The sequence below is a fragment of the Dellaglioa sp. CoH-56-MRSF-14 genome, assembly GCF_056782115.1.
The window spans coordinates 1-15,720 of record NZ_JBXAYB010000006.1; the positions used below are offsets into that span (position 1 = coordinate 1).

Below are 15,720 nucleotides of genomic sequence, written 5' to 3' on the forward strand. Positions count from 1 at the left end.
TTGATTTGTCGAAAATTTGTTCAGTTTTCAAAGATCTACTTGGTTGCTTTTGACAACTTTTATATCATATCAACCACATCATGATTTGTCAAGAATTTTTTGAATAAATATTCATTTCTTCTTGCCGTATCAATCAGCTTTATTAATATACCATCTGGTATATCTCATGTCAACACTTTATTTGCGATATTCATTATCGCCTCAATAGCACTTATTAAATATATCAGCTTTCTTTTTCTTGGTCAAGTCTATTTATGTGAATATCTCTTAATATTACAAATAAATCGTAATTTCAGTCCCCTTATCATTCGAATCTTTCACACTAATCTCTCCACCCATTGATGTCACTAGTTCCTGCACAATAGCGAGGCCAAGCCCATTACCTTCTATTTGTTTATTTCTAGACGGATCTACTCTATAGAAACGTTCAAATATTCTTTTTTTGTCTTGATTTGAAATACCAATACCAGTATCTGATACTGCTATAAAAAATCTTGTCTTTATTTTGCCTACTTCAACTACCATACGCCCATTATCAACATTATATTTAACAGCGTTTTGCAATAAATTACCTAAGATAGTGGCTATCTTATTTTTATCAAACTTTACATAAAGATCTTTTGTTATTCTCTTGTCTACTATTAAATTTTTACTTTTAATAGTACTACTTAATAAATCTAACTCATAATTTATCATAGCATCTAAATTGAAACTCGAAATATTTTCTTTGGGTTTTTGCCCTTTTGCTAATTTTAATATCTCTTGAATTAATACTTCTAATTTTTCACTTTCGTCATAAATAATATTTAAAAATTTGTTAGTTGTACTTGAATCAACAGATTCTTCTAAAAGAGTTTCAGCAAATCCTTTAATTGCTGTTACTGGTGTTTTCAATTCATGACTCACATTTCCGACAAATTCATTTTGCATTTTCTCTAATAATTTCAGCTCAGTTATATCATATAAAATTACGATTACTTGAAATTCTACATTGTTATTTGCTATATAGACGACCGTTGCATCAACCACTCTGTTTGTATTGGCAATTTCAACTTCATCTCTTTGCTTATCTTGTGTTTTAATGGCTTTTTCAATTAGTCCACTCAATTTGTATGTTTTAATATCATCAATATATGAATGTTGCTTACTTTCTATCTGTTGGCCTAATAATTTAGAAATCATATCATTTACGACTAGTACTTGTCTTTTATGATCAATTTGCATAACCCCAACTGTCAAATGTTCAATTAATTTTAGATAGTTATTATTTTGTACCTGATAGTGAATATTTCTTTTCTTTTGATAACTTTCAACACGATTAATGGCTTTCGATAATTCAAAATTGGGACTATCTGTATCTAGTAATACATGATAAGAATCTCCTTTATTGACTAAACTATTCAATATATTAGCCATTAATTCGGACTCAGCACCTGCTTTAGATGCTATTTTATAAAGTATAGCTATTTCAATCAAACTCAACACACTTACTCCAATAATACTATTCTTACTAAAAAGTTTCCCGGATACATCCCATAGAAGTGTCATACTAAATGTTAAATTTAGCAACAAGATTAACGTCGTAATTATCCATTTTAGTTTTTGTTTCATTTATTCTCCTCAAACTTATAGCCAAATCCTCGAACTGTCTTTAAATATAGGGGGTTTTTAGCATCTACTTCTAATTTTTCGCGTAAATGGCTCACATGCATATCTATCATCCTTGTTTGCCCTTCATAATCGTATCCCCAAACACCGCTCAATAACTTTTCTCTACTTAGCACACGTCCTGTTCGTTTAATAAAATATACTAAAAGTTCGAACTCTTTTGGTGTTAATGCAACTTTTTCATCATTTTTATAAACTGAATAGTTAGAAAAATCAATTTTAAAATCTTTAAATTCTCTCACTTCATTATCAATTTGTTCATCCTTAGATGAGTCATGTTCAGTACGTCTCAAAATAGCCTTAATTCTTGCTATTACTTCTCTTGGACTAAACGGTTTAGTCATATAATCGTCTGCACCAATTTCTAAACCAATTATTTTATTCAATTCATCATCTTTAGCCGTTAAAATGATTATTGGCGTTTTTACTTTTTCTTGTCTTAATTTTTTTGTAACTTCGATACCATCGTAACCAGGCAGCATCAAATCGAGAATAATGAAATCAAAATTTTGTTCTGTTGCTTTTTTAAATGCACTAGGCCCATCTATTGCTACATGCACTTCATAGTTCGCATTTTCTAGATTATACGTTAACAGCGTAACAATTGCTGGTTCATCATCTACAACTAAAATTTTTTTCATTATTTATCCCCCTGATAACTAAATTTATTTAATTATGACTAACCCTATTTCATATGGTGAGTCTGAAAATATCGCACTTTCTGTTATTTTTGTATCTCCACTAAATGTCCTAATTTTTAATCGACAATACGTTGAGCTACTCTGTAATGCTTCATACAATTCGGTTTCGTTTCTAACTTCAATGCCATTACATTGAACGACCACATCACCAACCTCTACGTCCATCTTTGAAGCTGGCGTACCTGGGCGTACCCCTACAATTAATATTCCTTCATTGGATTCTGCAAACCATTTTTCTTGTTTATTATCATGGCGTTTGATCATATATTGGCTGATACAATACGCAACTAATAGAACAATTAATCCATATATCCCCATTATTGGTATAAATATAGCCATTATCGCTAAACCTGTCCCTATAAAAGCTAAATATAAGTATTGTTTTTTTATAAATTTGATAGCTACTCTTGGTATTTCTTTATAGATACGTAATGATAGCCCAACAATTAATGGTAAAATAATGATGTTAAATTCTGTACCTGCTATATGAATAATTGGCCACCAAGAGAGTACACTATGGAATTGATCACCCGGTGTTAGAATTACAAGTGGCACCAGATACAGATCCTTCATACTAAACGACGATATATTTCGCCCTCGTTTACCTGACTGTGTGTTCGGCGATAAGGGACTATTTCTGAATAAATACAGCGCACAAGCAGTTATAAATAAAATGACTGTCCCTATCAGTAGAATCCCTGTCGTAAATTCAACGTGAAATTCTTCATATTTAAATATTTCAAAATTACTTAATTGAGATTTAGTCATCCCATATACTAGTCCCGATATAATAAATAGCGGAAAGATAGCATCAAATACTGGGTATAGTAGTAGTCCTAAAATCATAAAAATAGCATAAATAACTACCCAGTTAATAGGCAACATAACACCTAGTCCAAATAGTAACATTGATCCAATAATACTAAAAATAAAGCCTACTTTTATTGCATGACGTCCCTCATAAAAATCACTATCGACAGCTGTTCTAAATGCTTGTCTCTCTTTTTTAATTCTTCGTGTATACATACCATAAATCAGTATAATTGCTAACCAAAGCGTTGGTTGCATGAAAAAGTTTCCAATAATTTTAAGCGTTACCATAAATGCACCTATTTTCTTTAATATATAGTACTCAAATTATATCATGCTTTGTCATGATTCAAAAAAGATAATCATAATAACAAAAAAGACTGAATTTTGCATTTAGCAAAATCAGTCTTTTAAAATTTAATTAAATTTTAAGGAAACGACGCATTGAAACGAACGATCCTAAAGCACCAATAATTATCCCGATTGACACTAATAATAAATCAATTTCTGCCAAGAAAGTTCCTGGTGTTAATAATTGATAACTAGTTGATGCCAACGAAACTTGTAAACCGTTATAAATCCAAATATAGCCAAAATCAACTAAAATAATTGGAATGATAGCACCTAAAAGCCCAGTCCATGCACCTTCAAGTAAAAACGGCCATCTGATAAATCCATTCGTCGCACCTACTAGACGCATAATTCCAATCTCATTTCTTCGAGATAAAATTGTGATTCTAATCGTGTTAGAAATTAAGAATACTGCAACAAAGAGGAGTAAAGCACTAATAATCATACCCCATTTTTGGATATTACCAACTACTTTAAATAGTTTTTTAGCAGATGTGCCCCCAAAACTAGCATCATTTACATAATCTAAACTTTTAGCACGTTTTGCAATTTGCTCAGTTTGTTTTGGTTTTTTAGTTTGAACATCAAATGTATCATATAGTGGATTATCATCCCCACCAAATAACTTAAATTCATTACCATAACTACCAACAACTTGTTGTAATTGCTCCTTTTTACTTGAAAAAGTAACTTTTTTAACTTCTGAATAACTTTCAAGTTTCTTTTTCAAATCAGCCTGTTGATTCTTTGTTGTCTTTCGTTCAACAAACACTCTGACTTGAACATCGTTCTCAACATCAGATGCTAATTTATTTACGTTCATTAAGATTGAAAGTAACACCCCAACCAAAATTAACGTTACAGTAACAGCACTAATAGCAGCAACAGACATCCATCCATTACGACGTAAACTCTTAATACTTTCACCAAAATGACGCCTAAACGTTCTCATTTTCATAACCGTATTTTCCTCCTTCTTCATCTCGGGCAATACGGCCATCTTCAATAGCCAACAAACGATGTGGATATTTGTTCACAATAATACTATTATGAGTTGCCATGATAACTGTTGTCCCTTGTTCATTAACTTTTTCTAAAATTGACATAATATCATCTGACGTTTCAGGGTCTAAATTCCCCGTTGGTTCATCAGCAATTAAGACTTCTGGTTTATTTGCAACTGCACGTGCAATCGCAATTCTTTGTTGTTCACCACCAGATAATTCTTCCGGAAATTTATCCGCCTTGTCAGACAAATCAACAAGATCTAGCACGTAATCAACACGTTCTTTAATTTCTGCAGGTTCTTTTTCAATAACTTCTAACGCGTATGCAATATTTTCAAAAATTGTTAAACGAGGTAATAATTTGAAATCTTGGAATACAATTCCTAAATCTCTTCGTAAAAATGGTACTTCTTTTGGTTTCATCGTTTCTAAATGAAAATCATTTACTGTGATTTCACCAGATGTTGCTTGTTCTTCATGGTACATCATTTTTATAAATGTCGACTTTCCGGCACCACTAGGTCCAACCACATATACGAATTCACCTTGGTCAATTCGAAGATTAATATCATTGCTTGCAATAATATCATCAGAATATTGTTTAAATACATTTTTAAATTCTATCAAACAGTGAATCCTCCTGTGTCTATTTTCATAACATTTTCATTATAGCATGATTATTTACCTTTATATTGCAGTAGTCTTACAATTAAGTTTCATTTTTTAACTTGGATTTTCATTTTTTAATTTCCACTGTAAATAAGCATTAATAAATCCATCTATATCACCGTCCATTACCGCTTGAACATTACCAGTCTCAAAATCGGAACGATGATCCTTAACCATTGAGTATGGGTGGAACACATATGATCGAATCTGCGACCCCCATCCAATATCCATTTGTTCACCTTGAATGGCAGCACGTTCTTTTTCTTTTGCTTCCATTTCAAGTTGATATAACTTAGATTTCATCATACTTTCAGCCGTTGCCCTATTTTGAAATTGTGACCGCTGCGCTTGGCTCGAAGTTACTATCCCTGTTGGAATATGAATTAATCTAACTGCTGAAGATGTTTTATTAATATGTTGTCCACCAGCTCCGGATGATCTAAATACTTCCATTCTGATATCATCTTGATTTAATTCTATTTCGACTGAATCATCCAACTCTGGCATCACATCAACAGATGCAAAAGACGTGTGGCGTCGACCAGCAGCATCAAAAGGTGAAATACGAACTAATCGATGCACCCCTTTTTCACTCTTAAGATAACCATACGCGTTTACTCCCTTAATAAGAAGCGTCACACTTTTCAATCCCGCTTCATCGCCAGATTGATAATCTACTGTTTCGACGATTAGCCCACTTTTTTCAGCCCATCTCGTATACATTCTAAGTAACATTAATCCCCAATCCTGAGATTCGGTACCTCCTGCACCTGGATGGATTTCTAAAATAGCATTTCTGCTATCATAAGGTTCATTCAATAATAATCGTAATTGATACTTGTCGAGTGCTTTTTTTGTCTCGTTAAACAAGTCATCAAATTCTATTAGCATATCATTATCATTTTCTTCTTGTAATAATTCAAGCATGACTTGTAATTCTGATACCTTACTCTCTAAATCATGAAACGCATCATATTTACCTTTTAATTGATTGTTTTCGTCAATAACTTTTTGTGCTTCTTCTTGGTGATTCCAAAAATCTGGGTTAGCCATTCGTTCTTCATTTTCAGAAATACGTTCATTCAGCGTCTCTAAGTCAAAGAGACCCCCTGAAGTTAGTTATTTTTTGTTCCATTTCATTAATTTGTTTCCTATAATCGCTTAATTCCATCAATTTTCTCCTTAATTTACTAAAAAGAGTCACCTTCAAACTCTATCGAATTCGGAAGTGACTCTTTAATAATGTTCTCTGATTAACTTTTTGATTAACGTTTAATATTTTGTCTGATTTCAGCTTTCATAAATAAACGTGTCACTTCAAATTCTATTGCTCCAACGACTTCTTCGAACATTCTAAATCCATCTGATTGGTATTCAACTAGAGGGTTTAATTGTCCGTAGCCACGTAGTCCAATAGACTGACGAAGTTGATCCATTGCATCAATATGCGCTGTCCATTTATCATCAACAACACGTAACACAACCACTTTTTCAAATTCAAGCATTTGTGCTGCATCAACTAATTGATCTTCTTTAATTTCATAGTTCTTTTCAGCGCGGTCGACCAAGTAGGCTTCGATTTGGTTAGCATCTTTACCTTCTAAATCTGCCAATGAGATACTGTCTTCATTAACCATTGAAGAGACAGCAAAATCTACAATAGCTTGTAAATTCCATTCATTTTGGTCACCTTGCGTGTGCATCTGAACAATATGATTAACAGTACGTTGTATCATAGGCATAATAACAGGTTTTAATGTTTTTTCTTCCATAATAATTTGTTGTCTCTGGTTATAAATAACCTCACGTTGTTCACGCATAACATCATCATATTGTAAAACATTTTTACGTGTATCATAGTTATTACCTTCGACACGTTTTTGTGCTGATTCAACTTGTTTTGTAATCATACGACTTTGGATAACAGCGTCATCTTCAGTAATGTTCATACGTTCTAAGAAGCTCTTAATACGTTCTGAACCGAATCGTAACATCAAATCATCTTCCAAAGAAAGATAGAATTGTGTCATCCCATCATCCCCTTGACGGCCAGCACGGCCACGAAGTTGATTATCAATACGACGAGATTCATGGCGTTCTGTACCAATAACAGCTAATCCACCAATTTCTTTAACGCCAGGGCCTAATTTAATATCAGTTCCACGTCCGGCCATATTCGTAGCTATGGTAACAGCACCACGTTGTCCAGCATTTAAAATGATTTCAGCTTCACGTTCATGATTTTTAGCATTTAAGACAGCATGTGGAATTTCAGCATCATCTAACATTTGTGCCAATAATTCTGACGTTTCAACTGCTACAGTACCAATCAACATAGGTTGACCAGCTTCATGGCGTTCTTTGATATCAGCAATGACAGCTTTAAATTTGCTATTTAAAGATGGATACAATAAATCTGCTTTATCATCACGAATAATAGGTTTATTCGTTGGAATTTGAACAACTTCCATATTATAAATTTCACGGAATTCTTCTTCTTCAGTTTTAGCAGTACCCGTCATACCAGATAATTTCTTGTACATTCTAAAGAAATTTTGGTAAGTGATGTTAGCCATTGTTTTAGTTTCGTCTTCAATTTCAACATGTTCTTTAGCCTCGATAGCTTGATGAACACCATCAGAATAACGACGACCTTCCATAATACGACCAGTAAATTGATCAACAATCATAACTTCACCATCTTGTACAACATAATCTTTATCACGTAGCATAACAAAATTAGCCCGTAATGCATTATCCAAATGATGAGTCAAAATTGTATTATCTGTATCATATAAATTATCTAGTCCAAAATATTTTTCACCTTTACGAATTCCTTCTTCGGTTAATGAAATTGATTTTGATTCAAGATCAATTTTATAGTCTTCTTCTTCAGTTAACGTTTTAACAAAACGATCTGCACGAACATACATGGCAGTCGTCTTTTCAGCTTGACCAGAAATAATCAACGGTGTTCTAGCTTCATCAATCAAAATTGAATCAACTTCATCGACGATAACATAGTTTAAAGGTCTTTGAACCATATCTTCACGATAAACAACCATGTTATCACGTAAGTAATCAAAGCCTAATTCACTATTTGTTGAATAGGTAATATCAGCTGCGTAGGCTTCGCGCTTTTCTTCAGCTGTTTTTTCGTTAATATTCAATCCGACAGTTAAACCTAACCATGAATATAATTCGCCCATTTCTGTTGCATCACGGCTTGATAAATATTCATTAACAGTAACAACATGAACACCTAGACCTGAAATTGCATTTAAATAAACGGGCATAGTAGCTGTTAAAGTTTTACCTTCACCAGTTTTCATCTCCGCAATATCACCATTATTTAAAACCATTCCACCAATCATTTGCACACGGAATGGGTATAGTCCTAACACACGTTTTGCGGCTTCTCGTACCACTGCAAATGCTTCTGGTAAAAGATCATCAAGCGTTTCACCTTCTTGATATCTTGCTTTAAAAGCAGGTGTTTTAGCTTTTAGTTCATCATCAGATAATAAAGCCATCTCGTCGGCCATATTTTCAATATTATCGGCTATTTTGCCTAGTTTTCTTAATTCACGATTATCACTTTCAACCCATTGTCTTAATACATTTGCCATTTAGCTTTTCCCCTTATATATCAAACACATTTATTGAATTATTTTTAATTATAATATCATTTTTTATAGTATCACTAAATCAATAAATTTTAAACTAAAATAACAAAAAAGCCCTGAGTAGTTAACTTACTCAACAGGCTTTTCAAGGTTAGTTTAATCTTCAGCTTCAATTAAACCATAGCGACCATCTTTACGTTTGTAAACAATGTTAATACCCTCTGTATCAGCATCTTCGTAAATAAAGAAGTTATGGCTCAACATATCCATTTGTAAAATAGCTTCTTCACTATTCATTGGTTTTAAAGAAACATGCTTTGTCCGAACAACATCAAATTTGCTTACTTCATCAATAGAATCTGATTCTTCATCAGCAATTTCATTACGAATTTCAATATCTTTAATTCCCTTGCCTCTTGATTGGCGATTAATTTTAGTTTTATATTTGCGAATTTGACGTTCTAATTTATCAGTCACAAGATCAACACTTGAAAGTAAATCTTGTGATGTTTCTTCAGCTCGAAGGACGAGAGAAGGCATCGGAACTGTCACTTCAACTTTGGCCGTTTTATCTGAATAAACTTTTAAATTAACATGGGCCGTTGAATTAGATGTATCAGTAAAGTATTTTTCTAATTTAAATAATTTCTTTTCAACATAATCTCTAGTAACATCTGTAACTTCAACATTTTCACCGCGAATATTGTATTTTAACATAATAAACTCTCCCTTCAATCTACAGCAGGTAACGAAACTATTAATTACCTTACCGCTTGATTTAATTATAAGCGAATAGACTTAAATTTACAAATGATATCCCTTAACAAATCTATTTAAAACGCCATTGTAATCGTTAACAGTCATTTTAACTTTTGCTTAAATATATCATACTAATTTATTTAAAAATTGTACCTATTGTTCATTATCTTGCAAGGGTAATACTCTTAATGCTTTTAGCATTTTGTGCTAACAAAATATGGGCATAAAATAGTGTTCGGCCGGTAGTATAAATATCATCCACAATCAAAACAACTTTATCCGATAAATCTGGGCAATCTGGACTAAGTTCAAACGGTTGAATTAATTCAAGCCTTTGTTGCCTATTTTTATGCGATTGTTTTTCTTTAACCGTATTATTTCGCACTAAAAAATGATCATGCTTAATATCTAAAAGACCACAGACTTGATTAAATCCTCGATTATTTAACGTTTCAGAATCAACAGGTATCACCACGAGGTAATCAAAATCAATTGTTTCTATTTTGTGCTTTAATTGTACTTGAAAAATAGTTCTCAGCTGATAATCACCATTAAACTTATAATTTTTAATGATATCTTTCATAAAATCATTATAAATGTACAACGCTTGATTCTGAAAATTTAAATTAGGATAAATAAGTTGCCATTTCTTACAATCCGCACATAATTGTGGCCTATTTTGTTCTCGACCGCATCCTCTACAGGCTAACTGAGTATTAATCAATCGTAACTGCTCCTGGCATCTCTTACAAACTATCTTTTTTTCATAAGGTTTAGTCGATAATATAAATGCTAGCGTTAATTTTTGACTAAATGTATTATGACAAATCTGACAGTTTCTCATATCTTTAATTTCCTTGCTTTACGATTCATCGTTTTTATTTGTCCAACTGCCTTTTTTATTGAAATCGTGTAGTCACAACATAAAAAGATAACGTCACCAAACGGACGATTGACATTACGTCCCACTCTGCCAGCAATCTGAACTAACGCTGCCGTTGAAAAAGTTTTATCATCTGCACCCAGAACAAAAACATCCAGATTAGCAAATGTCACACCACGTTCTAAAATTGTTGTTGTGATTAGATACCGTAGTTCGCCTGTTCTAATTGCCTTAACTTTATCTAGTCTATCTGGATCTTCAGAATAAACAGTGTCCCCCTTTAAATTAGGAAACTTCTTTTTAAATGCTTCCATTACTGGTTCCAATAACCAAATTTTCGGCACAAAAATTAAAAATGGATCCTTACGTTTTAGCCACTCTGTCATTTTCAGTGTTAATTTTTTGGGTAAACGTCCTTTTTTTAAATTCTTTTCCCACGCTTTTTCAAATTTAATTTTAATTTCAGGCAATAATTGACCATGAAAGCGTATTGGTAAATAACTAACCGTTAATTGTTTTAAGCGAACCTCCTTTAACAGATCCTCACTTGGGGTTGCCGTTAAAAATAAACTTGCCCCTTTTTGTTTAGTTGCTTGTGTTGTTGCTTGAAGCAGTAATTGATTCTGTGCATATGGAAAGGCATCTACCTCATCAACTATCATAACGTCAAACGCTTTATGAAATCTTAACAATTGATGTGTTGTACAGATGACTAGTTGGGTATAACGGTATGGTTCCGTTGTCTTTCCGTGCAGCAAACAAATATCAATATTTTGAAATGCTGCCTGCAATCTCGGAAATAATTCAATACAAACATCGACCCGTGGTGATGCTAAACAGATGCGCTTACCATCCATAATAGCAGCTTCAATACCTTTGAATAGCATTTCTGTTTTACCAGCGCCGGTTACCGCCCACAGTAAATGCCGGGCACCCGAATTTTTAAAAATTTGTTTCACTTCATTAGCACATATTTCTTGGCTAGTCGTTAATTCTCCATTCCACGTCAATGGACTCCCTTTTTGAGTTGAAAACAAGTTGGGTTCAGGTATAGTATAAAGTGTAGTCGTAGTTGAAATACGTCCTAATATCATACAGTATGAACAATAGTACCGGTCACCTTGTAATTTATTTTCCTTTAAATTAAGTTGTGAAAGGCATCTGCGACAGATTAATTGTTTATCTTCAATACTAATTCCTGGGTACGACGTAAGTTCATCTAAATTAATAGTTTCGTCAATTTCTGAATCAGTTATTAAACGACCATACAAACTTGAAAGTGTCATTCTCCTCAATCCCTTCAATAAGTTTAAATACGCAAAGGAACCTTAATTATGTCAAAAAATTATTTAACAATTAAAGAATCTGGTTTAGCCACATTAATTGAAAAGAAGTCTTCCTTCATTTGTCGTGTCACTCGAATCGCGACAGAATCTGATGCAGTTGCTTTTATTGAATCAGTCAAGAAATTAGAACCTAAAGCAAGACATCACTGTTTTGCATACACATTTGGTACTGAGTCTGAAATCCAACGTCAAAGCGATGATGGTGAACCCTCTGGAACGGCTGGTGTTCCCATTCTAGAAGTTATTAAAAAAAATCAGCTTAAAAATATTTGTATCGTTGTTAGTCGAAAGTTTGGTGGTATTAAGCTAGGTGCTGGTGGTTTAATCCGTGCTTATAGTAATGCTGCTTCGCAGACGATTGAACAAATTGGTATCGTTGAACGTATTTTACAAACCGAACTTATTTGCCAAATTGCTTACCAAAATGTTGGAAAACTTGAAAATTATCTTGAAAAAAATTCAATTATAATCCAACACACAACCTATCTTGAAACAGTAGAAATAACTTTAGCAGTTGATAAAAATTTGATATTAACCTTACAAGATCAACTAATCAACCTACTCAATAACCAAATAACTTTTAAATTAGGCCAAGATTTATATAATGAAATTCAAGTTAAGTAAAAAGGATGCCCAATTACTGGACATCCTTTTTACTATCTATTTTTTTGAAGTCATCGTTTTAACAATTCTTTTAATCCAATTTAGCAGTGGCTTTCGTTTAGATCCAACTAATCCGATGGACTCTACGAATAGTTCTAGTCCCACTAATGTCGCAACTGACATTAGTATTGAACCCCAAATTGATGATATTGGATAAAGTAATGAAATAAATGAAAAAATTAACGCAATGCCATATATAACTAATACTGTCTGTCGATGCGTTAACCCCATTTGCATCAAACGATGATGTAAATGATGTTTGTCTGCTTGAGAGATAGGCTTTTTATTTAAAATCCGGCGTAACATTGCATAAACAGTATCCGTAATTGGTACACCCAATATTAAAACAGGCACAATAATAGAAATAAAAGTTGCATTTTTAAGTCCAGATAAAGAGAATACTGAAATCATAAATCCAATAAATAACGCGCCTGTATCCCCTAAGTAGATTCTAGCTGGAAAGAAATTATATGGCAAAAATCCAATCAGAGCAGCAACCAGCGTAAACATCATAATTGCAATATAACTATTTGTATTAACTAAAAAGAAATAGCCTACCAAACCACTTGTAAATAAATCAATAATGGAAACCCCAGTTGCTAAGCCATCTAATCCGTCTATTAAATTAATAGCATTTGTAATAGCTAAAATCCAAATAATTGTAATAGGGAAACTCATCCATCCTAAATTAATAATACCAAAATAAGGTAAAGTGAATGTCGTCATTCGCATATTTGAAAAAAAGTAGACGATCAAGGCGGCAACTGTGATGCCAAACATCTTTTGGCGTGGTTTTAATTCAAACTTATCATCTAAAACACCGGTGATAATAATTACCAATTCAGCAACAAACAGTGTCACTAACATTTTTATTGGATATTGATTTTTTAAAATAAAAAAATTCGTAAAGTTAAAAGCTATAAAAATGGCTAATCCACCCATTGTAGGCATTGAAACCTTATTTACTCGTCTATTATTTGGAACATCGACTGCTCCAATTTTAATTGAAAATAGTCTAATAACGGGAGTTAGCAACGCGGAGATAAGCGCTGTTGCGAAAAATGCTACGATAATTGGAAACATTTTGATATCTCTCCTTAAAAATATTCTGTCATAGTAGTCTTAACTATACCACGTTGTTAAATAAATACAAAAAAAGTATCAATTAAATTTAATTGATACTTTTCAATGTTTATTTTTTCAAATGATAATTATATGTTGCAACAATAATATTCTCGCGAGAATTTAAGACCGTTCTCAATCTTAAACTCGTTTGATTATGAAGAATATTTTGCCATGGTTTTCTTGGAACAAACTGTGGTACTAAGACTGTCGTTGTGAAGTTACGAGCAGCGGCATTCTTAGCAATAACATCTGTAAATTTCACAACAGGTGAAGCAATTGAACGATATGACGAATGTAAATCAACAAAACGAACACCAGGGAAACGTTCTTTAAATTCACGTTCCGTTTCATGTTCTTTTTCCGGATTTGTATCGAAAGAAACGTGCATTGCAATTACGTAGTCACCAATTGAACGTGCATAATTAATTGCACCCGTTGTAACATGCGTTACAGAACTAACTAACACGATAACTGTGGAGCCATCGTAATCATGAATTTCTGCTTCTTCTGTTAAACGTAATTGTTCGGCAACTTTATTGTAATGATCATTTATTTTATAGAATATAATATACATAACTGGCATGATAATAAAGAATGGCCATACTGTTGATAAGCGATATCTAAAGAGAATCAACAAAATACTAAATGAGATAAAGGCCCCTAAGAAATTGTAAAAGGCTTTCATAATCCAACCTTTTGGGCGATCATGATACCATTTTACAATCATCCCTGTCTGAGACAACGTAAACGGAATAAACACACCTACCGCATATAATGGAATTAATAATGACGTTGATCCATTAAATATAAATGTTAAAATAATTGATCCGGCCGCTAACGTGATAATTCCGTTAGAGTAGCCTAATCGATCACCTTTATCCATATACAAATGAGGCATAAATTTATCTTTAGCTAAATTAAACGCTAAAATTGGAAATGCCGAGAAACCTGTATTTGCAGCTAATACTAAAATCAATACTGTTGAAAATTGGAAAACGTAATACAAAATACCTTGTCCAAATGTTGTTTGTGCAATTTGTGAAAGAACAGTTACTTTTTCAGTAGGAATAATGCCATACCAATAGTTTAAGAATGTTATTCCACCAAAGAAGACTGCCAAAAGCGTCGCCATAATTGTTAAAGTAGCAGCAGCATTTTTAGCATGTGGTTTTTTGAAGAAAGGCACTGCATTACTAATTGCTTCAACACCAGTTAATGAAGATGATCCCGATGAGAATGCTTTCAAAAGTAAGGCTAGTGTAATTCCAGGAACGGCCGTACCCACAGCAGCTGTTGCGTGGTAAGGTACTTGACCTGTCATAATATTATAACCACCAACTAGTAACATCAATATAATCATAACCACGAAAAGATAAACAGGAATAGTTAAGAATGAAGCTGATTCCCGCAAGCCTCGTAAGTTCATTGCCATTACCAAAATAATAATAACCACTGAGATTGCTACTTGATGTCCATATAACGAAGGTACCGCAGAAATCAATGCCTCAGTCCCTGCGGAAACACTAACCGCTACTGTCAACATATAATCAATTAAAAGCGATCCACCAGAAATTAATCCAGCATTTTTACCTAAGTTTTTACTTGAGACAACATACGCGCCTCCACCCTTAGGATAAGCATGGATAATTTGGCGATACGAAATTGTAATTGAAGCCAATAAAACTAAGACTAACAATGCAATTGGTAATGAATACCAGATTGCCATTGCTGAAAAGCCCACTAAAACGGTAACAATTTGTTCCGTACCATACGCCACAGATGAGAGTGCATCTGACGATAAGAGCGCTAATGCCTTAAATTTTGATAATTGTTGATCTCCTTCTTCAGAAGATTTTAATGGCTTCCCAATTAAAAGTCTCTTTAAATAACGACGCATTTCTCTTTACCCCTTATGTTCTATATTTAAAAATCCATTCATAAATGATGCCAAAACAGCGCATTTATTTTACTGAATAGTTATTTTAATTACTAATTTCTATTCACCGAATTCACTCTATTTTACTCGTTTATTTTTAAATATACAATACTGCAAACAAACTTTATTTTCAGCATAAAAAAAGAGCTACTAATCCCAGAATAACACGGATTAAT

13 protein-coding genes are annotated in these 15,720 nt (G+C 33.0%); 1 reads left to right on the forward strand and 12 read right to left on the reverse strand.

Features of this window, described 5'->3' with window-relative positions; translation table 11 throughout:
• Positions 1-273: 273 nt before the first annotated feature.
• The 10 genes from AC1RPX_RS06525 to AC1RPX_RS06570 all read right to left on the reverse strand — a co-directional run bounded on the left by AC1RPX_RS06525 (position 274) and on the right by AC1RPX_RS06570 (position 11,760).
• On the reverse strand, positions 274-1,611 hold the full coding sequence (locus AC1RPX_RS06525; RefSeq protein WP_481763302.1) for a sensor histidine kinase: 1,338 nt from the start codon (positions 1,609-1,611) through the stop codon (positions 274-276).
• Positions 1,608-2,309 (reverse strand): response regulator transcription factor, encoded by a 702-nt coding sequence (locus tag AC1RPX_RS06530; protein WP_481761964.1) that lies wholly within the window; start codon positions 2,307-2,309, stop codon positions 1,608-1,610. The genes AC1RPX_RS06525 and AC1RPX_RS06530 overlap by 4 nt, the downstream gene beginning before the upstream one ends.
• Before the next feature lie 24 nt (positions 2,310-2,333).
• The gene (locus tag AC1RPX_RS06535; RefSeq protein WP_481761963.1) at positions 2,334-3,470 is read right to left on the reverse strand and encodes a PDZ domain-containing protein; all 1,137 of its coding nucleotides are present in this window, start codon (positions 3,468-3,470) and stop codon (positions 2,334-2,336) included.
• A gap of 130 nt (positions 3,471-3,600) precedes the next feature.
• On the reverse strand, positions 3,601-4,488 hold the full coding sequence (ftsX, locus tag AC1RPX_RS06540) for a permease-like cell division protein FtsX (protein WP_481761962.1): 888 nt from the start codon (positions 4,486-4,488) through the stop codon (positions 3,601-3,603).
• On the reverse strand, positions 4,469-5,164 hold the full coding sequence (gene ftsE / locus AC1RPX_RS06545) for a cell division ATP-binding protein FtsE (RefSeq protein ID WP_481761961.1): 696 nt from the start codon (positions 5,162-5,164) through the stop codon (positions 4,469-4,471). The genes ftsX and ftsE overlap by 20 nt, the downstream gene beginning before the upstream one ends.
• A gap of 96 nt (positions 5,165-5,260) precedes the next feature.
• Positions 5,261-6,377 (reverse strand): peptide chain release factor 2 gene (prfB, locus tag AC1RPX_RS06550; RefSeq protein ID WP_481761960.1). Its coding sequence is split into 2 segments (ribosomal slippage): positions 5,261-6,304 and positions 6,306-6,377, totalling 1,116 coding nucleotides; the frame shifts between segments, so codons are not numbered across the junction.
• Between the two features lie 94 nt (positions 6,378-6,471).
• Positions 6,472-8,835 carry a preprotein translocase subunit SecA gene (gene secA / locus AC1RPX_RS06555; RefSeq protein WP_481761959.1) on the reverse strand — a complete coding sequence of 788 codons (2,364 nt, stop codon included), beginning with the start codon at positions 8,833-8,835 and terminating at the stop codon, positions 6,472-6,474.
• 153 nt (positions 8,836-8,988) lie between these two features.
• Positions 8,989-9,549, reverse strand: coding sequence for a ribosome hibernation-promoting factor, HPF/YfiA family (gene hpf / locus AC1RPX_RS06560; RefSeq protein WP_409021489.1), 561 nt, complete (start codon positions 9,547-9,549; stop codon positions 8,989-8,991).
• A gap of 205 nt (positions 9,550-9,754) precedes the next feature.
• On the reverse strand, positions 9,755-10,315 hold the full coding sequence (locus AC1RPX_RS06565) for a ComF family protein (protein ID WP_481761958.1): 561 nt from the start codon (positions 10,313-10,315) through the stop codon (positions 9,755-9,757).
• Between the two features lie 116 nt (positions 10,316-10,431).
• Complete coding sequence (locus AC1RPX_RS06570) at positions 10,432-11,760, reverse strand: ATP-dependent helicase ComFA (protein ID WP_481761957.1); 1,329 nt, start codon at positions 11,758-11,760, stop codon at positions 10,432-10,434.
• A gap of 48 nt (positions 11,761-11,808) precedes the next feature.
• On the opposite strand from AC1RPX_RS06570, the gene AC1RPX_RS06575 reads away from it, so the two are divergent.
• A complete protein-coding gene (locus AC1RPX_RS06575) occupies positions 11,809-12,444 on the forward strand; it encodes a YigZ family protein (protein ID WP_481761956.1) in 636 nt (211 codons plus the stop codon).
• A gap of 36 nt (positions 12,445-12,480) precedes the next feature.
• Here the strand turns inward: AC1RPX_RS06575 and AC1RPX_RS06580 are convergent, their stop codons facing one another.
• Positions 12,481-13,566: a glycosyltransferase family 4 protein gene (locus AC1RPX_RS06580; protein WP_481761955.1), complete on the reverse strand. Its 1,086-nt coding sequence runs from the start codon at positions 13,564-13,566 to the stop codon at positions 12,481-12,483.
• Positions 13,567-13,675: 109 nt separating this feature from the next.
• Positions 13,676-15,505: an APC family permease gene (locus tag AC1RPX_RS06585; RefSeq protein ID WP_481761954.1), complete on the reverse strand. Its 1,830-nt coding sequence runs from the start codon at positions 15,503-15,505 to the stop codon at positions 13,676-13,678.
• Between the last annotated feature and the right edge of the window lie 215 nt (positions 15,506-15,720).